Here is a 19,480-nt window from a genome sequence, read left to right on the forward strand (position 1 = left end):
CCCGTGGCCGCACCCGTCGTCGCGCTCAAGACCGGAATGCTCTTCGACACCGACGAGCAGGACCGCGATCCCTTCGGCGCCTACATCGCCGACGACGCCGCCGCCGCGGCCGCGCAGGCGGTGGCGCGGCTGCGCGGCTGGTCGACCGGCTCGATCCGCAAGGGCGGCCTGCCGACGGCGCTGCGGCTCCTCGGCGTCGCGCCGCCGCCGCGCTTCCTCATCCTCGACATCGAGGGCCTGCCGATCGAGGAGGTCGAGGCCGGCCTGACCGAGATCGCGCGCCTCGGCACCGCGATCATCGCGCTCGGCGCGATCAACGACGTCAACCACTTCCGCCGCATCGTCCGCGCCGGCGCCCGCGACTACATCGTCAAGCCGGTCGACGCCGACGCGCTCGGCGAGGCGCTGGTCCGCCTCGAGCAGCCGGGCGACGCGGCGAACCCCGCCGGCCGGCTCGTCGGCTTCATCGGCGCGCGCGGCGGCGTCGGCGTGACCACGCTCGCCGTCAACGCCGCCTGGATCATGGCGGAGAAGCTGTCGCGCCGCACCGCGCTCGTCGACATGGACCTCTACGCCGGCAACATCGCGCTCGCCCTCGACATCGAGCCGACCCGCGGCCTGCGCGAGGCCTTCGACGATCCCGAGCGCGTCGACGAGGTGTTCCTGCAGAACGCCATGGCGAAGTTCGGCAAGAGCCTGCACGTGCTCGCCACAGAGGAGGACTTCGACGACGCCGTCCGCATGACCGACGACAAGGTGCTGATGCTCGCCGACACCATGCGGGCGAACTTCGACATGACGATCCTCGACGTGCCCCGCCATTTCGTCATGCGCGAGCCGCAGCTCTTCTCGCGCTTCGACGAGCTGGTCATCGTCGCCGAGCTGACGCTGCAGGCGCTGCGCGACTGCAACCGCCTGACCAAGCTCCTGCAGGCGCGCAACCGGCAGATGAAGATCCAGATCGTCGCCAACCAGACCACCTCGAAGCCCGACGTCAGCGTCAAGGAGTTCGAGACCGGCATCGACGGCAAGCTGCGCTGCGTGTTCCCGCACGACCCGAAGACCTTCGCCGCCGCCGGGATCAAGGGCCGGGCGCTCGCCGGCCACAAGCCGAAGCACCGCATCGTCGCCGACCTGCACCGCTTCTGCATCGAGCTGGCCGGCGTGCCGGAGGAGCCGAGGCAGGGCTTCTTCCGCCGCCTCGGCAAGCGGTAGCGCGCCATGGAGGACGGGTTCGACCACGGTCCCGCGCGCGGCCTCGCCGGCATCCGCGCCGCGGCGCTCGCCCGCCTGCGCGAGGCGGCGGGCCAGGGCGGCCTCGCCGGCGCGAGCCCGCTCGCCCTCGCCGAGCGCGCCAACGACGTCGTCGAGGCGCTGGTCGCGGCCAGCGCCGATAAGCCCAGCCTCGCCGAGCAGCGCCAGCTCCTGCGCGAGCTGATGGCCGAGCTGCGCAGCGTGCGCGCCGCGAGCGACCACGAGGCGGCGGCCGCGGCGCCGGGGCCCGCTCCGGCGGCGCCCGCGGCGCACGACCCGCTCGCCGAGGTGGCGGTCCGCAACGCCCCGGAGCTGCGCAACAAGCGCGAGCTCCAGGTCAAGGCGCAGGTGATGCCGCTCCTGATGCAGCGGATCGACATCTCCGTCGCCTCCGCCCTCGGCCCCGACGAGCTGCGCGCCCAGATCGCCGAGATCGTCGAGCAGATCATCGTCGACCTGCGCATCCAGCTCAACGCCACCGAGCTGCGCTCGATCGTCCGGCTCCTCGTCGACGACATGGTCGGCCTCGGCCCGCTGGAGCCGCTCCTCGCCGACGAGACGATCACCGACATCATGGTGAACGGCCCGAACCAGGTCTATGTCGAGCGCCGCGGCAAGCTCGACCTGACCGACGTCGTCTTCCGCGACGACGCCCACGTCATCCACGTCGCCACCCGCATCGTCACCGAGGTCGGCCGCCGGGTGGACGAGTCGACCCCGCTCGTCGACGCCCGCCTCAAGGACGGCTCCCGCGTCAACATCATCATCCCGCCGCTCGCCATCGACGGCCCGACCATCGCCATCCGCAAGTTCTCCAAGAAGGAGATCACCCTCGACGTGATGGCGCGGCAGGCGAACATCTCGGTCGACATGGCGACCGTGCTGAAGATCGCCGGCCGGGCGCGGCTCAACATCCTGATCTCCGGCGGCACCGGCTCCGGCAAGACCACGCTGCTCAACGCCATGTCGCGCATGATCGACCACGGCGAGCGCACCGTGACCATCGAGGACGCCGCCGAGCTCCAGCTCCAGCAGCCCCACGTCGTCCGGCTGGAGACCCGCCCCGCCAACATCGAGGGCGAGGGCGAGATCACCATCCGCCACCTGCTCAAGAACGCGCTCCGCATGCGGCCCGACCGCATCATCGTCGGCGAGATCCGCGGCGAGGAGGCGATCGACATGCTCCAGGCCATGAACACCGGCCACGACGGCTCCATGGGCACCATCCACGCCAACACGCCGCGCGACGCGCTCACCCGTCTCGAGAACATGGTCGCCATGTCCGGCTTCAAGCTCCCCGCCGAGGCGGTTCGCGAGCAGATCCAGTCCGCCGTCCACATGATCGTGCAGGTGAGCCGGATGCGCGACGGCAAGCGCCGCATCACCCGCGTCACCGAGATCACCGGCATGGAAGGCGACGTCGTCACCACGCAGGACCTCTTCCGCTACGTCTACGACGGCGAGAACGCCGACGGCACCCTCGCTGGCCGCTTCGAATGCTCGAACCTGCGGCCGAACTTCATGCCGCGGGCGGAGTATTTCGGCCTCGGCAACCGGCTGCTGGAGGCGATGGGATGCCGGGGGTAAGCCTCGCCGCCGTCGCGGCGCTCGCCGGCGGGCTCCTCGTCGTCGTCGTCGCCGGCCTCGCCGCGCTGTCGCTGGCGCTGCGCGCCCGGCGCCGCCACCGCAACCGCCTCGCCCGCGTCGGCCGCCGCCGCATGTCGGGCCGGCTCGACCTCGACGACGTCCGCCTCAGCCTCGCCCGCGCCGAGGACGAGGCATCGCTCCTCACCCGCCTCGGCGACGCGCTCGGCCGCGTCGTCCCCGTCCTCGACGCCACGCGCCTCCGCGCCAACATCGTCCGCGCCGGCATGTCGATGACGCTCGGCGGCTTCGTCGTCGCCTCGCTCCTCGTCGGCGCCGGCGCCGCCGCCGCCGCCTGGCTCGTCACCCGCGCCCCGGTCCCGCTGCTTGCGCCCGCCGGCGTCGTCGTCGGCATGATGGCGGTCAACGCCTTCGTGAAGTTCCGCGGCGAGGCGCTGGCCGACCGCTTCATGCGCCAGCTCCCGGAGGCGCTCGACACCATCATCCGCGGCGTCCGCTCCGGCCTCCCCGTGATCGAGTGCATCGGCGTCGCCGGCCAGGAATGCCCCGCCCCGGTCGGCCCGCACTTCCGCTCGATCTCCGAGCGCGTCCAGCTCGGCGAGCCGCTCGAGGCGGCGCTCTGGCGCGTGGCCCGCGTCGTCAACAAGCCGGAGATGGACTTCCTCGCCGTCTCGATCGCCATCCAGATCGAGACCGGCGGCAGCCTCGCCGAGGCGCTCGGCAACCTCTCCGACCTGCTGCGCAAGCGCGAGCACATGAAGATGAAGATCAAGGCCGTCTCCTCCGAGGCCAAGGCCAGCGCGATGATCATCGGCGCGCTCCCCTTCGTCATGCTCGGGATGCTGTCGGTGATGAGCCCGGAATACGTGCTGCCGCTCTTCGTCGACCCGCGCGGCCAGGTGATGCTCGCCTGCGGCATGACCTCCATCGCCATCGGCGGCTTCGTGATGTGGCGCATGACCAAGTTCGAGATCTGACGGTGCCGGCCGATCCCCTCGCCCTCCCGCCGCGCCTCGCCGACCGGCTCGCGGACCGCGCGCCGCTCTCCGTCGGCCTGCGGCATTCCCACATCCCGGCTGAAGCCGCGGAACGGGCGGAATGGACCGCGACGCCGGAGCCAGACGGATTTGACCCGTGGCAAATCCGTCCGCGATCGCCCCTCGGGGGGCGAGCGCGTCGCCGCGCTCGCCGGGGCGCTCACGGACGGATTGCGCACGACGGGGAAATCTTCAGCCCCCACGGCCTCCGCGCCAACGCGCTCCAGCCGTCGGCGCGGCGAAAGCCTTGCTTTCGCTTGTCGCGCCGCAGCCTCGCGGGCGAAGCCCGCTTCGCTCGGTCGGCTATCGGCTTCATATCGTTCGGCCCATGGCGGCTGGAGGAAAGGTGCGGCTCCGCGCGTCCCGCGGGCCCGCGCGGGCAGGCGGCGCCCGCCCCCTCCATCGCCGCCGCCCGCCTCGCGAGGGGCCGCATGACCAGCCTCGGGACCTGAGATGCCGGCCGATCCCCTCGCCGATCCCGTCGCCATCCTGCTCCTCGTCGGCAGCCTCGGCGGCCTCGCCACGCTCGCCGCCGTCGCCGACTGGCTCTTCGAGCGGCGCACCCGGCTCCGCCGCGTCCGCGCCGCCGCCGGCGGCCGCTCGACCCGCGGCGCCGGGGCGAGCCGGCTGCGCTCGACCGAGCCGCAGGCCTGGCGGGTGGCGGCGCTGCAATTCATGCGCCGCTCCACCCAGCGCGTCTCGATCATGAAGGACCGCCAGGTCCAGGACACCCGCCGGCTCCTGGTCAGCGCCGGCTACCGCGGCCGCGACGCCATCGTCGTCTACACCTTCTTCAAGCTGATCTCGCCCTTCGTGTTCATGGTCGGGACCGCCGCCTACGTCTACGGGCTCGACCCGATCGGCAAGGGCGCGGGCGTCGACCTCGCCGCGGTGATGGCGGGCGCGCTCCTCGGCTCGAAGCTGCCCGACCTCCTCCTGAAGAACGCCCGCGGCAAGCGGCTGGAGAGCGTGCGCAAGGCGCTGCCCGACGCGCTCGACATGCTGGTGATCTGCGCCGAGGCCGGGCTCGGCACCGACGCGGCGCTCAAGCGGGTGGTCGCCGAGACCAGCCGGCGCGCCTCGATCCTCGGCGAGGAGCTGAGCCAGACCGCGCTCGAGCTCTCCTTCATGCCCGAGCGCCGCCAGGCGCTGGAGAACTTCGCCGAGCGCGTGCCGCTCCCCTCGGTCTCCGCCTTCGTCAACACGCTGATCCAGGCCGAGAAATACGGCACGCCGCTGGCCCGCGCCTTCAAGATCCTGAGCCAGGAGCAGCGCGCCGAGCGGATGATGCGCGCCGAGGAGAAGGCCGGCCGCCTCCCCGCCACCATGACCGTGCCGATGATGCTCTTCATCCTCCCGGCCCTCTTCGTCGTCCTGATCGGCCCGGCGATCCTCGACATCATGGACAACTACATCGGCATGTGAGCCGACCGTCGGCCTCCGCCCGCCGCCCGGACGCCCGCGGCGCGAGCTTGACCCCGCGGCTCCGCGCTGCTATGTCCATATCTGGACAAGAGGAGCGCCCGCGATGAAGGTCGCCGCCGCCGTCGCCCACCCCGAGGCCCCGCCGGCCTTCCGCATCGCCACCCGCGCCGACCTCGCGCGCCTCAGCGGCCCGGGGCTCCGCGCCTTCCGGGCGATCGCCGAGGAGTGGGGCCTCCCCGAGAAGGCCCGCATCGCGCTCCTCGGCCTGCCGGCGCGCTCGACCTACCACCAGTGGCTCGGCAAGGCGGAGCGGCGCGAGCCGCTGACGCTCCCCCTCGACACGCTCACGCGCATCTCCGGCATCCTCGGCGTCCACGACGCGCTCGCCACCCTCTTCCGCGACCGCGGGGAGGCGCAGGCATGGCTCGCCGGCCCGCATCGCGGCGCCATCTTCGCCGGCGCCTCGCCGCTCCGCTTCGCCATCGACGGCGGCCTCGACGGCATCCTCACCGTGCGCCGCCACCTCGACGCCTGGCGCGCCGGGGCCCTCGCCGCCGACGCCCCCGCGGCCGACATCCCGCCGGTCCGCGAGGAGGACATCGTCCTTTCATGAGCGCCGGCCTCGGCGGCTACGGGGCCGCGTCTCCGCCGCCCGCGACCTTCCGCCTCGTGCCGGAGCAATGGCCGGCGATCCCGGCCTTCGACGCGGTGACCACCGCCGGCGACCTCGACGCCGTGCTGGAGCTCGCCGGCTGGACCGACGACGCCCGCGCCAGCGTCCGGCTCGCGCAGATCCCGCCCGCCGAGCGCGTCTACGGCCGCCCCAACGCCAGCATCGTCATGGCCGCCTTTGTCCACGGCGGCCCGGAGGGCCTGCGCTTCTCCGGCCCGGAGCTGGGGGCCTGGTACGGCTCGACCGGGTTCATGACCGCCGTCCTCGAGGTCGCGAACGGCCTGCGCCGCGAGCTCGCCCACAGCGCGGCCGCGCGCCTCGACGTGACGTACCGCGAGTTCACCGCCCGTCTCGACGGCGCCTGCGTCGACATCTTCGGCCTGCGCCCGGAGCTCCACGACCCCGACCCCGCCAGCTACCCCATGTCCCAGGCCTTCGGCCGCGAGGTGCGCGACGACGGCCCCCGCCTCGGCCGCATCGGCATCCGCTACGAGAGCGTCCGCCGCCCCGGCCACGAGAACTGGGTCTGCTTCCGCCCCCGCGCCGTCGAGGACGTCGTCGCCCGCGACCTCCACCGCATTGCGCTCGAACGCACCGGCAAGGTCGAGGTCCGCCGCCTGCCGTGATCCGGCTTCCGACGGCTCGCGCCTCGCCGCGATCCGCCTCGCCGCCCGGCGTCAGGACGTCGGGCCGGTCGACCCGCCGATCAAGGCGCGCCGCCTCCGACGCCCGGAAGGGAGCGGCCGGGGACATGGGTGACAGAACGTACCGGACACACAACCGTGCAACCTCGTGCATTTTCGTGCAAGATCATGCATCGCCGCACGCAAAATCAAGGACTTGCCCCCCGTCCACGCGTGAACACCCACGCGCCTCACAGGAAGGTCTGCGGGTCCACGTCCACCCCGACCCGCACGTTCGACGGCGCCGGCGCCGCCGCCAGCCAGGCCCGCAGCGCCGCCTGCAGCGCCACCCCCTTCGGCGACTGGGCGAGCAGCCGCACCCGGTGGCGGCCGCGGATGCGGGCGATCGGGGCCGGCGCCGGCCCCCACAGCATCGCCCCCGCGGCCCGCAGCGGCTCGCCCGCCCGCGCCAGCGCCCGGGCGACCTCCCAGACCCGCGCCTCGTCCGTGCCGGAGACCACGATCCCCGCCATCCGCCCGTAGGGAGGCGCCCCCGCCCGCTCGCGCAAGCTCGCCTCGGCCCGCCAGAAGCCCTCGTCGTCGCCGGTCAGGATGGCCCGCAGGCAGGGATGCTCCGGCTGGCAGGTCTGGATCAGCGCCGCCCCCCGCCGCTCCGCCCGCCCCGACCGCCCGGCCACCTGCCGGATCAGCTGGAAGGTCTTCTCCGCCGCCCGCAGATCCGCCCCCTGCAACCCGAGGTCGGCGTCGATCACCCCCACCAGCGTCAGCAGCGGAAAGTTGTGCCCCTTCGAGACGATCTGCGTCCCGATCACCAGATCCGCCTCGCCCCCGGCGATCGCCTCGATCCGCGCCCGGAGCGACCCCGCCCCGTCGGCGAGGTCCGAGGACAGGATCGCCGTCCGCGCCTCCGGCCACAGGCTCGCCGCCTCCTCCGCCAGCCGCTCGACCCCCGGGCCCAGCGCCGCCATCCGCCCCTCGACCCCGCAGGACGGGCAGACGGTCGGGATCGGCCGCGTCGCCCCGCACTGGTGGCAGACGAGCCGCCCGCGGAACCGGTGCTCCACCATCCGCGCGTCGCACTGGGCGCAGCCCACCTGCGTCCCGCAGGCCCGGCACAGCGTCAGCGGCGCATAGCCCCGCCGGTTCAGGAACAGGAGCGCCTGCTCCCCCGCCGCCAGCCGCGCCGAGACCGCCTCCCGCAGCGGCTCCGAGATCCACCGCCCCTGCGGCGGCGCGTCGACCCGCATGTCGATCGCCGCCATCTCCGGCAGCGTCGCCGTCCCGAACCGCTCCGGCAGGTCGATCCGCGCGTACTTGCCCGAGGCGGCGTTGGCCCAGGTCTCCAGCGACGGCGTCGCCGAGGCGAGCACGACCGTGGCCCCCTCGATCGAGGCCCGCAGCACCGCCATGTCGCGGGCGTTGTAGAGCGCCCCGTCCTCCTGCTTGTACGAGCCGTCGTGCTCCTCGTCGACGACGACGAGCCCGAGCGCGCGGAACGGCAGGAACAGCGCCGAGCGCGCGCCCACCACCAGCCGCGCCGACCCGTCCGCCGCCGCCCGCCACGCCCGCCGCCGGTTAGTCTGGCCGACCCCGGAATGCCACTCCGCCGGCCGCGCCCCGAACCGCGCCTCGACCCGCTCGAGGAACTGCGCCGACAGCGCGATCTCCGGCAGGAGCACCAGCGCCTGCCGCCCGCGCGCCAGGCACTCCGCCACCGCCTCGAGATAGACCTCCGTCTTGCCCGAGCCGGTCACCCCCTTCAGCAGCGTCGCCGAATAGCCCCCCGCCGCCACCCCCGCGCGCAGCCGCGCCGCCGCGGCGGCCTGGTCCTCCGACAGCGCCCGCCCCGGCCCGTCCGCGTCGAGCGCCGGATAGGCCGCGTCGCGGGCGACGATCTCGCGCACGATGACCCCCTGCGCCTCCAGCCCCTTCAGCACCCCGGCGCTCACCCCGGCGAGCTGACAGAGCTCGCCCGGGGCGAAGCCGAGGTTGCCGTATTCCGCGAACGCCGCCAGCACCCGCGCCCGCGCCGGCGTCTCCCGGTCGGGCGGCCTTTCCGTCAGCCGCAGCAGCGCCCGCGCCGCCGGCGGCTCGCCGAGACCCGGCGCCCGCGTCGCCAGCCGCACCATCGCCGGCAGGGGCGTCAGCGTGTAGTCGGCCACCCGCGCGAGGAACGCCCGCATCTCCGCCCGCATCGGCGCCACGTCGAGCCGCCCGATGAGCGGCCGCAGCTTCGCCTCCGGCGCCTCGCCCGTCGCCGGCCCCCAGACCACGCCGAGCACCCGCCGCGGCCCGAGCGGCGCCGCGACGAAGTCGCCGGCCCGGACGCCCCCCGCCGGCGCGCGGTAGTCGAGCGGCCGGTCGAGCCCCTCCGCCAGCGCGACCGCCACCGGCTCGCCCTCCGCGAACGCCCGCATAGCGTGAGTCGCCTGTTCCATCGCGCAAGACCTTGGGCTAGTATCCCCGCGAACCACAAGGGCTGACGGGCCCTGGGCACGGGGGAGCGCGCCAGATGACGTTGCGGGACACCATCGCCGCCGCCGGCCCGGAAACCACGCGAGGGGGGAGGCGATGACCGAGGAATCCGCCGCCTGGCTGCGCGAGCGCATCCTCTCCGACCCGGACGTCATCCTCGGCGACGACCAGCTGATGCGCGCGCTCCTCGCCGCCGACCGCCGCGCCGCCGGCCGCAACGTCGTCGACCTGCGCGGCGTGCTGGTCGAGCGGCTCGAGGACCGGCTCGACCGGCTCGAGGACACCCACCGCGAGGTCCTGGCGGCCGCCTACGAGAACGTCGCCGGCATGAACCAGGTCCACCGCGCCTGCCTCGCGCTGCTCGACCCCGCCGACTTCGCCGGCTTCCTCAAGGTGCTGACCCGCGACGTCGCGATGATCCTCGGCGTCGACATCATCCGGCTCGGGCTCGAGGCCCCCGCCGCCGAGCCCGGCCAGCCGCTCGGCCCCTCCGGGCCGCTCCGCGCCACGGTGATCGCGCTGCCCGCCGGCGGCGTCGACGGCTACGTCACCCGCGGCCGCGGCCTCGGCCCGCGCAAGGTGACGCTGCGCCGCGCCGAGCCGGCGGGGACGAGCCTCTACGGGCCGGACGCGGCGGCCGTCCGCTGCGAGGCGCTGATGCGGCTCGACCTCGGCGAGGGCAACCTCGCCGGCCTCCTCGCCTTCGGCGCGACCGACCCGAACCGCTTCCACCCCGACCAGGGCGTCGATCTGCTCACCTTCTTCGCCGGGGTGTTCGAGCGCACTCTCCGCCGCTGGCTGGCGTGACCGATCCGTCGGCCGCCGCCACCGACCTGCTGGCCCGCTGGCTCGCCCAGCTCTCCGCCGTCCGCGGCGCGAGCCCGCAGACGATCACCGCCTATCGCCGCGACGTCTCCGGCTATCTCGGCTTTCTCGCCCGGCACTGGGGCGGCCCCTACGGCGCGCCCCGCCTCGCCGGGGTCGGGCCGACCGACATGCGCGCCTGGATGGCCGAGGAGCGCAACCGCGGCCTCTCCGCCCGCTCGCTCGCCCGCTCGCTCTCGGCGGTGAAGAGCTTCCACGCCTGGCTCGCAGAGGCCGAGGGAGCCGAGGCCCCGGCCGTCTCCGCCACCCGCGGCCCCCGCCGCAAGGCCCGCCTGCCGCGCCCCGTCGCCCCCGAGGCCGCCAAGGCGCTGATCGAGACGATCGAGCTCCAGAGCCTGAAATCCTGGGTCGGCGCCCGCGACATGGCGGTCGCCACCCTCCTCTACGGCTGCGGCCTGCGCATCTCCGAGGCGCTGTCGCTGACGCAAGGCGACGCCCCCCTCGGCGAGACCCTGCGCATCCGCGGCAAGGGCGGCAAGGAGCGGCTGGTCCCGGTCCTCCCCGTCGCCCGCCGCGCGGTCGAGACCTACCGCCGCCTGTGCCCCCACGCGCCCGGCCCCGCGGCGCCGCTCTTCCTCGGCGCCCGCGGCGGCCCGCTCAACCCGCGCCTCCTGCAAGGCGCCATGGCCGCCGCCCGCCGCCAGCTCGGCCTGCCCGCCACCGCCACGCCGCACGCGCTCCGCCACTCCTTCGCCACCCATCTCCTCGAGGCGGGGGGGGACCTGCGCACCATCCAGGAGCTCCTCGGCCACGCCTCCCTCGCCACCACCCAGGTCTATACCGGCGTCGACCAGGCCCGCCTGATGGAGAGCTACCTCGCCGCCCACCCCAAGGCGCGGGGCTGACGCTTGACCCCGCCGGCCCCGCCCGTCTCCTGGCGTCGCCTGAGCCCTACCGGGCTCGTCCTCGGCGCCATCTTCTTCGCCACCGCGCTGACCCCCTCGCTGGTGCCCCGCGCGCCGCTCCTGCAAGGGGTGCTGGGCGGCGTGGTCGGGGCGGTCGGCTACGAGATCGGCGCGCTCCTCGCCTGGGGCTGGCGCTTCCTCGAGCTGCCCGAGCCCGCCGCCCGCCGCCCCGCCGCCCTCCTCGCCGCCGCCCTCGTCGCGCTCGGGATCGCCGGGTTCGGCATCGCCCGCTCGGCGGCCTGGCAGAACGCCACCCGCCGGGTCTTCGACCTGCCGCCGGTCGAGGCCACGCACCCGACGACGATCGCCGTCGTCGCGGCGGTGGTCGCCGGCCTGCTCTGGCTCATCTTCCGCCTCTTCGGCGTGCTCCGCCGGCGCATCGACCGCACGGCGTCGCGGGTGCTGCCGCAGAAGATCGGCCGGGCCATCGGCTTCGCGCTGGCGCTGTGGCTCGCCTGGGCCCTCGTCGACGGCGTGCTGGCGCGCCAGCTCTTCCGGATCGCCGACGCCTCCTTCGAGGCGGCCGACGTCTTCGTCCGCCCCGACCTGCCGGCGCCCACGGACACGCTCAAGACCGGCGGGCCCGGCTCGCTGGTCGCCTGGGACGAGATGGGCCGCTTCGGCCGCGAGTTCGTCGCCGGCGCCCCCGGCCGCGACGAGATCGCCGCCTTCGCCGGCCCCGAGGCCATGGAGCCGATCCGCGTCTATGTCGGCCGCCGCGCCGCCGAGACGCCCGAGGAGCGCGCGCAGATCGCCCTCGACGAGCTGGTCCGGCAGGGCGGCTTCGAGCGCGACGTCCTCGTCGTCGTCCCCCCGGTCGGCACCGGCTGGATGGACCCGGGCGCGCAGGACAGCCTCGACTTCATGCTCGGCGGCGACGTCGCCACCGTGGCCGTGCAGTACTCCTACCTGACGAGCGTTCTGGCGCTGCTCGCGCATCCCTCCTACGGCGTCGCGCAGTCCCGGGCGCTCTTCGACGCCGTCTACCGCCACTGGACGACGCTCCCCAGGGAGAGCCGGCCCAAGCTCTACGTCCACGGCCTCAGCCAGGGCGCCTTCAACAGCCAGGCGACGCTGCCGCTCCTCGACATGCTCGCCGACCCGATCGACGGGGCGATGTGGGCGGGCTCGCCGTTCTTCTCGCGCTACTGGCGCTACATGCAGGAGCGCCGCCGCGAGGACTCGCCGGCGTGGCGGCCGCAGCTCGGCAACGGCTCGCTGGCGCGCAGCCTCGACCAGTTCGGCGGCCTCGACGGCGACTTCGCGCCCTGGGGGCCGGTGCGCATGGTCTTCCTCAACTACGGCTCCGACCCGATCGTCTGGTTCGACCCCGCCGCCGCCTGGCGCCAGCCCGCCTGGCTGAAGCCGCCGCGCGCGCCGGACGTCGCCCCCGAGCTCGGCTGGTTCCCGGTGGTGACGCTCTTCCAGCTCGGCCTCGACAGCGCCATCTCGCTCGACGTCCCGGGCTTCGGCCACGCCTACATCGCCCGCGACTACATCGACGCCTGGGCCGCCCTCCTCGACCCGCCCGGCTGGTCCTCCGATCGCGCCACGGCGCTGAAGACGATCCTCGCCGCCCGCCCGGTGGCGTTCGATCCCGAGTAGCCGGCGCCGCTTGACGCAGGTCAATGCGGACCGGAGCCCTTGTTCCGAGGCTCTTCGAACGGGGATCTCGGGAGGGGGCAATGGCGACGTTCATCGTCACGACGTCGGACGACAGCGGCGCCGGATCGCTGCGCGAGGCCGTCCTCGCGGCCAACGCCAGCGCCGGCGCGGACGAGATCCGCTTCGACGAGACGGTGTTCGACGGCGGCGCGGAGGATCTGATCCGGCTGACGAGCGGCCAGATCGAGATCACCGACGAGCTCGCCATCGTCGGCGGACCGGCCGGGGTGACAATCACCGGCGACGCGGCCGGCGACGACGTGACGCTGGCGGGCGGGATCACGGACCTGAAAGCCTCGGGAACGTCGGCGCTCGACGACAACACCCGAATCTTTCACGCCACCGGAGCGCTCACGATAGAGGGTTTGACGCTGACGGGCGGCGTCAGCCAAGGGGAGAACGAGCACGGCGGCGCTGTGGCGGGCACTCAGGTGACGGTGCGCTCCAGCACGCTGAGCGGCAACAGCACCCTCGCTCTGTCCTCTTTGCGCTCGGAGCCCGGCGGCGGCGCCATCTTTGCCAAGGAGGTCACGTTCGAGAACAGCACGGCGACCTCGAATGGAACCTTCACGAACCGGGGCGGCGCTATCCTCGCGACTTCCGTGATCGTCGACAACAGCACGCTGAGCGACAACGTCACTCGCAGCGGGAGTGGCGGAGCCATCGCCGCCGGATCCGTCTCAATCACGGGAAGCACGCTCGTTCACAACCTGGCCGGGGGCTATGGGAACGGAGGGAGCATCTACAGCACGGGCGATGTCCTCGTCGTCGACAGCACCATCAGCGGGAGCAGCGCGGATGATGGCGGCGGCATTCTGGCCCACGGTTTCGCGACGCTGGTCCGTAGCGTCGTCAGCGACAACAGGGCGTTCGGGGTCAGCCTGTATGGAATTCCAGGACAGGGCGGGGGTATCGACGCCTGGGGTGGGATATCGCTGACGGACAGCAGCGTGCGTGAAAACCGCGCCCACCAAGGGGCCGGCATCAATTCCGACGGCGATATCACGCTGACGAACAGCACTGTGAGCGGAAACTACGCGCGCGGCAATTACGCCGGGGGCGGGATAAAGTCACGTGGCGCGGTCACCCTCGTCAACAGCACGATCAGCGGCAACAGCACCTATTCATTTGCCCGGTATGGCGGCGGCGGCATCGCCGCCAATGGCCTTGTCACCCTGATAAGCAGCACTGTCACAGGCAACAGCGCCGCCGACTATGCGCACGCCGTCACGGGTGGAGGTATCCTCTCCCAGACGGACGTAAGGGCAAGCAACAGCATCGTCAGCGGCAACGCCACACCCCCGGGCATCTATGATCCTGACGGCACGGGCTCACACGGCCCCGCGTCGGAGATCTCGGGCCCGCTGACGCTCCTCGGCGGCAACATCATCGGCGACGCCATCTTCGACGGAGCGGCGCAGGTCGGCAGCGTGACGGCGGCGGAGATCTTCGTCGCAACGACCGAGATCGCGCCCGGCGTGGTCGCGGGCGTGCTCGCCGACAACGGCGGGCCGACGCAGACCGTCGCCATCCGGGCCGACGGGCCGGCGGCCGGGGCGGCAGACCCGGCCACCGCGACGGCGACCGACCAGCGGGGCGTGGCGCGCGACGCCGCGCCCGACCTCGGCGCCTTCGAGGCGGCGCGGGAATGGGACCTCACGCTGGTCGGCGGGTCGGGCGATGACGAGCTCGTCGGCGGGGCCGGGGCCGATCGCTTGCGCGGACGCGGCGGCGACGACCTGCTGATCGGGCGCGCCGGCGACGACTGGATCCTCGGCGACAAGGGCTGCGACACGATCTGCGCCGGCGCCGGCGACGACCTCGTCCATGGCGGAAAGGGGCGCGACCGGATCGACGGCGGGACCGGCGACGATGTCCTGCACGGCGGCAAGGGCGGCGACGTCTTCGTGTTCGGCGCGGGCTTCGGCGACGACAGGATCCTCGACTTCGGCAACGGGCCGGACCGCATCGACCTGCGCCGGCTCGGGATCACGGCGGCATCCTTTGCCGACGAGGTGACCATCTCGCAGGATGGCGCGGATGCGCTGGTCGCGGTGGCTGGCCATGGGACGATCCGCACCCTCGGCGTCTATGCGGGCCATGGCGACGGACTCGATGCGGGGGACTTCCTGCTGCTGGCATGACGGGGCGATCGCCGCGACCCTCGGCGCCGACGCAAGGCCGCAGCGCCGACCGTGCCGGCGAAGCAATTTTGGACGCGCCGCCGCCCTCAACCTCTGGGTGCGCGCCAGCAATCGCCAACAGTATCTAGCGGCGGGGTCTTGCCGCCGCCGTCTGGTTCCCGTATAGATTGAGTCCCGTGGGGCGCGGGCCAGGACCGGCCCCAGCCCACGGGAGAGCCAGATGGCGCGTTACGTTTTCATCACCGGCGGCGTCGTGTCGTCGCTCGGCAAGGGGCTCGCCTCGGCGGCGCTCGGGGCGCTCCTGCAGGCGCGCGGCTATTCGGTCCGGCTGCGCAAGCTCGACCCCTACCTCAACGTCGACCCCGGCACGATGTCCCCCTTCGAGCACGGCGAGGTCTTCGTCACCGACGACGGCGCGGAGACCGACCTCGACCTCGGGCACTACGAGCGCTTCACCGGCGTCGCCGCCCGCCGGACGGATTCGATCTCGTCGGGCCGCATCTACTCCAACGTGCTGGAGAAGGAGCGGCGGGGCGACTATCTCGGGCGGACGATCCAGGTGATCCCGCACGTCACCAACGAGATCAAGGATTTCCTCCGCTTCGGCGAGGACGAGGTCGACTTCATGCTCTGCGAGATCGGCGGCACGGTCGGCGACATCGAGGGCCTGCCGTTCTTCGAGGCGATCCGGCAGTTCGGGCAGGACAAGCCGCGAGGGCAGTGCATCTACATGCACCTGACCCTGCTGCCCTACCTCGCCGCTTCCGGCGAGCTGAAGACCAAGCCGACGCAGCATTCGGTGAAGGAGCTGCGGGCGATCGGCATCGCGCCCGACGTGCTGGTGTGCCGGTCGGAGACGCCGATCCCGCCGAAGGAGCGGGAGAAGCTGGCGCTGTTCTGCAACGTGCGCCCCGAGGCGGTGATCGCGGCGCAGGACCTGCGGTCGATCTACGAGGCGCCGCTCGCCTATCACCGCGAGGGGCTGGACCAGGCGGTGCTCGACGCCTTCCAGATCGCGCCGGCGCCGCGGCCGAACCTCGCGAAGTGGGAGGACGTGGTCGACCGGATCATGAACCCCGAGGGCGAGGTCCGCGTCGCCATCGTCGGCAAGTACACCCAGCTCGAGGACGCCTACAAGTCGATCGCCGAGGCGCTGACCCACGGGGGCATCGCCAACCGGGTCAAGGTGCGGGCGGAATGGCTCGACAGCGAGCTCTTCGAGCGGACGGAGGACGTGGCCTCCTATCTGGAGGGCTACAACGCCATCCTCGTCCCCGGCGGCTTCGGGGAGCGGGGGACCGAGGGCAAGATCAAGGCGGCGCAGTTCGCCCGCGAGCGCAAGGTGCCCTATCTCGGCATCTGCCTCGGGATGCAGATGGCGGTGATCGAGGCGAGCCGGAACCTCGCCGGGCTCGCCGACGCGGGCTCGGAGGAGTTCGACCACGAGGCGGGGCAGCGGCGGTTCACGCCGGTGATCTACCACCTCAAGGAATGGCTGGAGGGCAACCGCACCGTGCAGCGCTCGGTCGCCGACGACAAGGGCGGCACGATGCGGCTCGGGGCCTACGACGCGATCCTCGCCGCGGGCAGCCAGGTGGCGGGCATCTACGACCGGCTCACGATCAGCGAGCGGCACCGGCATCGCTACGAGGTCGACATCGCCTACCGGGCGCGGCTGGAGGCCTGCGGGCTCTACTTCTCCGGGCTGTCGCCGGACGGGCGCCTGCCGGAGATCGTCGAGATCCCCGGGCATCCCTGGTATATCGGGGTCCAGTATCATCCGGAGCTGAAGTCGAAGCCCTTCGCCCCCCACCCGCTCTTCGCCGACTTCGTCCGCGCCGCGCTGGAGCAGTCGCGGCTGTTCTGAGGGTCGCCGGGACCGCGCAAGCGCCGTGGATAGAGGTCATGTCATTGATTCAGATCAATATTGGCGAGAATCGCGCTTAACGGAACCTTACCGGAAGAGCTTCGCCGAGACGGCGGCGGCGCCACGCCTCTGCCCAAATAACAGTCAGCGGCGCAAGCGACAGATGAGCCGCGGGCGGCGCATTGCGCGTGGGCCGCGTAGCAACGGGGCCTCGCCTTGACACCTGCGGCGCGGAGGAACAAGCCCGGAGCGGACCTGACGCCACCGCAGCGACGCCCGGCCCCTCACCAGTCGTTTCGGGAGTCCCCATGACACATCGTCCGAGTTCGCTTGCCGGCGTCGCGGCTGCGGCCCTGTTCCTTGCGCTTCCGGCCGGCGGCTTCGCCGCGGACTACGCCGACCAGAAGGTGGTCTATCACAACAACGGCGGCGACGCGGACTACTTCACCCGCTTCCTCGGCAACATCACCAACCACATCGACGCCGTCGGCGCGGACCACCTCCGGATCGTGGTGATCGACCACGGCGACGGGCTCGACCTCTTCGAGGCGATGGCGGCGGATCCGAAGATCGCCAGGCGCGTCGAGACCCTGCGCGGCGAGGGCGTGCGCTTCCTGATCTGCCAGAAGACGCTGACGGCGCGCGACGTCGACTGGCACGACCTGCCCGGCGTGACCGAGGCGGACATCGTCCCGAGCGGCGTCGCCGAGATCGCCCGGCTCCAGGGCGACGGCTACGTCTACATCCATCCCTGACGCGCGCCTGCTGCGGTCGGCGCCCGGCCGCAGCTGACCGCGCCCGAATGTCTATGCAGAGGCGGCTGCGGCCGGCCGCATTCGATTGACGCCGGTCAATGTGGACACGCCTCCGCGGTGTCCTACTTGTGGCGTCTCAGGGGTGAGGGCCGCAAGATGTCGACATTCATCGTCACCACGACCAGCGACCGCGGCGCCGGATCGCTGCGCCAGGCCATCGCCGACGCCAACGCCAATGCGGGCGCCGACGAGATCCGGTTCGACGCCACGGTTTTCGACGGCGGCGCCGAGGACGTCATCCGCCTCACGAGCGGACAGATCCGCATCTCTGACGGTCTCACGATCGTCGGCGGCCCGGCCGGCGTCACCATCACTGGCGACGCCAAGGCCGACGATGTCACCGATGCGAGCGGCGTCACCGATCTGGACCTGTCATATGCCCACCTTCGGGACAACAGTCGCATCTTCGACGCGGGCGCCGACCTGACGATCCAGGGGCTGACGCTGACCGGCGGCAACGCGCAGGGCGCCTCACAAGGCGGAGGAGCGGTGCGTTCCTCCGCTTCGGTCTGGATCAGCGGATCCACCCTGAGCGGCAATATGTCCTACAGCGGGGGCGGCGGCGTCTACGCGTCCGGCCATGCTTATATCGGCGACAGCGTCATCGCCAATAATGCGAGCACCTGGGGAACGGGCGGCGTTTTCGCCCGGAGCCTCGACGTGTCCGACAGCGAGTTTCGCGCCAACCGGATGATAGAGGACCAAGGCTCGGGCGCGAGCGCCCTGTCGGGAACCTACGTCCGGATCGTGGACAGCACGATCAGCGACAACCATGGCCCGAAGGCTGCGATCGGCGGCCTGTCCGTCCGGCTTGTCGACAGCGTCGTCAGCGGCAATCGCGCCTTCTATTCCGCCGGCGGCATCTCCTCCGGCGGGGACGTCTACGTCGCAGGAAGCACCATCAGCGAGAACAAGGGCGCCGGCGCGGGCGGTATCTCCGGTCGGTGGGTCATGGTCGTCGCCAGCGCCGTGACCGACAATGTCGGCCTGAACGGCGGCGGCGGCATAACGGGAACGACGAGCGTCTCGCTCGTCAACAGCACGGTGAGCGGCAACGTCGCGCGCTTTTCGCCTTATTACGGCTACTCCGAGATCGGACGCGGCGGCGGCGTCCTGTCTCTCCTGGGAGACGTGACCGCCCTCAACAGCACCATCACCGGCAATATCGTGCAAAGTCCGCTCGAGGGCAGCGCCGGGGGCGGGATATATGCGCGCTCCATCAGCCTCGAGAACAGCATCGTCCTCGGCAACACGGCTCTGGCGGGCGCGGAGACCTCCGGCGACCTGTCGCTCTTCAGCGGCAACATCGTCGGCGACGGGCTCTACAGCGGCTCCGTGCGCACTGGCGGCGTAGACGCGACCGGCGTGTTCGTCGAGACGGTCGAGATCGCTCCGGGCGTCCTTGCCGGCGTTCTTGCCGACAACGGCGGTCCGACCGAGACGGTCGCGATCCGCGGCGAAGGACCGGCGGCGGGAGCCGCGGAGACGGGCTACGGGCACAACTCGACCCGGACGGACCAGCGCGGGGTTCCGCGCGCGGTCGACGATTCCGACCTCGGGGCGTTCGAGGCGGCGCCTCCGCAAGGCCTGACCCTGGTTGGGGGCCCCGGCCCGAACCGGCTGACGGGCGGCGAGCTCGACGACCGAATCCGCGGACACGGCGGCGACGACGCGCTGCGCGGCCGGGGCGGCGACGACCATCTGCTCGGCGACAACGGCGACGACGTCATCCGGGGCGGCGACGGCGATGACATCATCCGGGGCGGGGCGGGCCGGGACGTAATCATCGGCGGGGCCGGCGACGACACGCTGCGCGGGGACGGGGGGGACGACATCTTCGTCTTCGGCAAGGACTTCGGACGCGATCAGATCTTCGGGTTCAATGCGCTAGGCGCCGGGACGGACCTCATCGACCTGCGCCTGCTCGGCGTCACGGCCGCCACCTTCGATGAAGTCGTCTCGATCACGCACGCTGGTCTGTACGACCACGTGACGGTGGAGGACGGGGGCGAGATCTCCTGCCGGGTGGCGTCTTCAGGCGGCGGCGACGGGCTCCAGGAGTCCGACTTCCTGCTTCTCGCCTGAG

General features: G+C 72.6%; 14 protein-coding genes. 13 read left to right on the plus strand and 1 reads right to left on the minus strand.

Going from position 1 to position 19,480, the window contains the following annotated elements:
• The first annotated feature begins 3 nt into the window (after positions 1 to 3).
• From KBB57_RS00120 to KBB57_RS00145, 6 genes are all read left to right on the plus strand, one after another.
• Positions 4 to 1,215, plus strand: coding sequence for an AAA family ATPase (locus KBB57_RS00120; RefSeq protein WP_290744921.1), 1,212 nt, complete (start codon positions 4 to 6; stop codon positions 1,213 to 1,215).
• A 6-nt stretch (positions 1,216 to 1,221) separates the two neighbouring features.
• Positions 1,222 to 2,841 (plus strand): CpaF family protein, encoded by a 1,620-nt coding sequence (locus KBB57_RS00125; RefSeq protein ID WP_290744924.1) that lies wholly within the window; start codon positions 1,222 to 1,224, stop codon positions 2,839 to 2,841.
• Positions 2,829 to 3,836, plus strand: a complete 1,008-nt coding sequence (locus KBB57_RS00130; protein ID WP_290744927.1) for a type II secretion system F family protein — start codon at positions 2,829 to 2,831, stop codon at positions 3,834 to 3,836. Before KBB57_RS00125 ends, KBB57_RS00130 begins: the two co-directional genes overlap by 13 nt.
• Positions 3,837 to 4,349: 513 nt before the next feature.
• Positions 4,350 to 5,321, plus strand: a complete 972-nt coding sequence (locus KBB57_RS00135; protein WP_290744929.1) for a type II secretion system F family protein — start codon at positions 4,350 to 4,352, stop codon at positions 5,319 to 5,321.
• Positions 5,322 to 5,424: 103 nt separating this feature from the next.
• Entirely contained in the window at positions 5,425 to 5,934 is a 510-nt protein-coding gene (locus tag KBB57_RS00140; RefSeq protein ID WP_290744932.1) for an antitoxin Xre-like helix-turn-helix domain-containing protein, read from the plus strand.
• Positions 5,931 to 6,620, plus strand: a complete 690-nt coding sequence (locus tag KBB57_RS00145) for an RES family NAD+ phosphorylase (RefSeq protein WP_290744934.1) — start codon at positions 5,931 to 5,933, stop codon at positions 6,618 to 6,620. The genes KBB57_RS00140 and KBB57_RS00145 overlap by 4 nt, the downstream gene beginning before the upstream one ends.
• A gap of 248 nt (positions 6,621 to 6,868) precedes the next feature.
• On the opposite strand, the gene KBB57_RS00150 is transcribed toward KBB57_RS00145, so the two are convergent.
• The gene (locus tag KBB57_RS00150; RefSeq protein WP_290744937.1) at positions 6,869 to 9,055 is read right to left on the minus strand and encodes a primosomal protein N'; all 2,187 of its coding nucleotides are present in this window, start codon (positions 9,053 to 9,055) and stop codon (positions 6,869 to 6,871) included.
• 154 nt (positions 9,056 to 9,209) lie between these two features.
• Between KBB57_RS00150 and KBB57_RS00155 the strand changes: the two genes are divergently transcribed.
• The 7 genes from KBB57_RS00155 to KBB57_RS00185 all read left to right on the plus strand — a co-directional run bounded on the left by KBB57_RS00155 (position 9,210) and on the right by KBB57_RS00185 (position 19,479).
• Positions 9,210 to 9,920 (plus strand): DUF484 family protein, encoded by a 711-nt coding sequence (locus KBB57_RS00155; protein WP_290744940.1) that lies wholly within the window; start codon positions 9,210 to 9,212, stop codon positions 9,918 to 9,920.
• Positions 9,917 to 10,843 (plus strand): tyrosine recombinase XerC, encoded by a 927-nt coding sequence (locus tag KBB57_RS00160; protein ID WP_290744943.1) that lies wholly within the window; start codon positions 9,917 to 9,919, stop codon positions 10,841 to 10,843. Before KBB57_RS00155 ends, KBB57_RS00160 begins: the two co-directional genes overlap by 4 nt.
• A 3-nt stretch (positions 10,844 to 10,846) precedes the next feature.
• Complete coding sequence (locus tag KBB57_RS00165; protein ID WP_290744946.1) at positions 10,847 to 12,508, plus strand: alpha/beta-hydrolase family protein; 1,662 nt, start codon at positions 10,847 to 10,849, stop codon at positions 12,506 to 12,508.
• 80 nt (positions 12,509 to 12,588) lie between these two features.
• On the plus strand, positions 12,589 to 14,712 hold the full coding sequence (locus KBB57_RS00170) for a choice-of-anchor Q domain-containing protein (RefSeq protein WP_290744949.1): 2,124 nt from the start codon (positions 12,589 to 12,591) through the stop codon (positions 14,710 to 14,712).
• A gap of 220 nt (positions 14,713 to 14,932) precedes the next feature.
• Positions 14,933 to 16,579, plus strand: a complete 1,647-nt coding sequence (locus KBB57_RS00175) for a CTP synthase (RefSeq protein ID WP_290744952.1) — start codon at positions 14,933 to 14,935, stop codon at positions 16,577 to 16,579.
• Between the two features lie 308 nt (positions 16,580 to 16,887).
• A complete protein-coding gene (locus tag KBB57_RS00180) occupies positions 16,888 to 17,334 on the plus strand; it encodes a DsrE family protein (RefSeq protein ID WP_290744955.1) in 447 nt (148 codons plus the stop codon).
• A 156-nt stretch (positions 17,335 to 17,490) separates the two neighbouring features.
• Positions 17,491 to 19,479 (plus strand): choice-of-anchor Q domain-containing protein, encoded by a 1,989-nt coding sequence (locus KBB57_RS00185; protein WP_290744958.1) that lies wholly within the window; start codon positions 17,491 to 17,493, stop codon positions 19,477 to 19,479.
• Position 19,480 lies beyond the last annotated feature (1 nt).

Source organism: Amaricoccus sp. (assembly GCF_017993425.1).
GTDB lineage: Bacteria > Pseudomonadota > Alphaproteobacteria > Rhodobacterales > Rhodobacteraceae > Amaricoccus.

Coding starts and splice junctions, on each gene's coding strand:
- KBB57_RS00185 (WP_290744958.1), top strand. CDS start 17,491: ATGTCGACATTCATCGTCACCACGACCAGCGACCGCGGCGCCGGATCG.
- KBB57_RS00135 (WP_290744929.1), top strand. CDS start 4,350: ATGCCGGCCGATCCCCTCGCCGATCCCGTCGCCATCCTGCTCCTCGTC.
- KBB57_RS00130 (WP_290744927.1), top strand. CDS start 2,829: ATGCCGGGGGTAAGCCTCGCCGCCGTCGCGGCGCTCGCCGGCGGGCTC.
- KBB57_RS00140 (WP_290744932.1), top strand. CDS start 5,425: ATGAAGGTCGCCGCCGCCGTCGCCCACCCCGAGGCCCCGCCGGCCTTC.
- KBB57_RS00155 (WP_290744940.1), top strand. CDS start 9,210: ATGACCGAGGAATCCGCCGCCTGGCTGCGCGAGCGCATCCTCTCCGAC.
- KBB57_RS00175 (WP_290744952.1), top strand. CDS start 14,933: ATGGCGCGTTACGTTTTCATCACCGGCGGCGTCGTGTCGTCGCTCGGC.
- KBB57_RS00170 (WP_290744949.1), top strand. CDS start 12,589: ATGGCGACGTTCATCGTCACGACGTCGGACGACAGCGGCGCCGGATCG.
- KBB57_RS00125 (WP_290744924.1), top strand. CDS start 1,222: ATGGAGGACGGGTTCGACCACGGTCCCGCGCGCGGCCTCGCCGGCATC.
- KBB57_RS00150 (WP_290744937.1), bottom strand. CDS start 9,055: ATGCGGGCGTTCGCGGAGGGCGAGCCGGTGGCGGTCGCGCTGGCGGAG.
- KBB57_RS00180 (WP_290744955.1), top strand. CDS start 16,888: ATGACACATCGTCCGAGTTCGCTTGCCGGCGTCGCGGCTGCGGCCCTG.
- KBB57_RS00145 (WP_290744934.1), top strand. CDS start 5,931: ATGAGCGCCGGCCTCGGCGGCTACGGGGCCGCGTCTCCGCCGCCCGCG.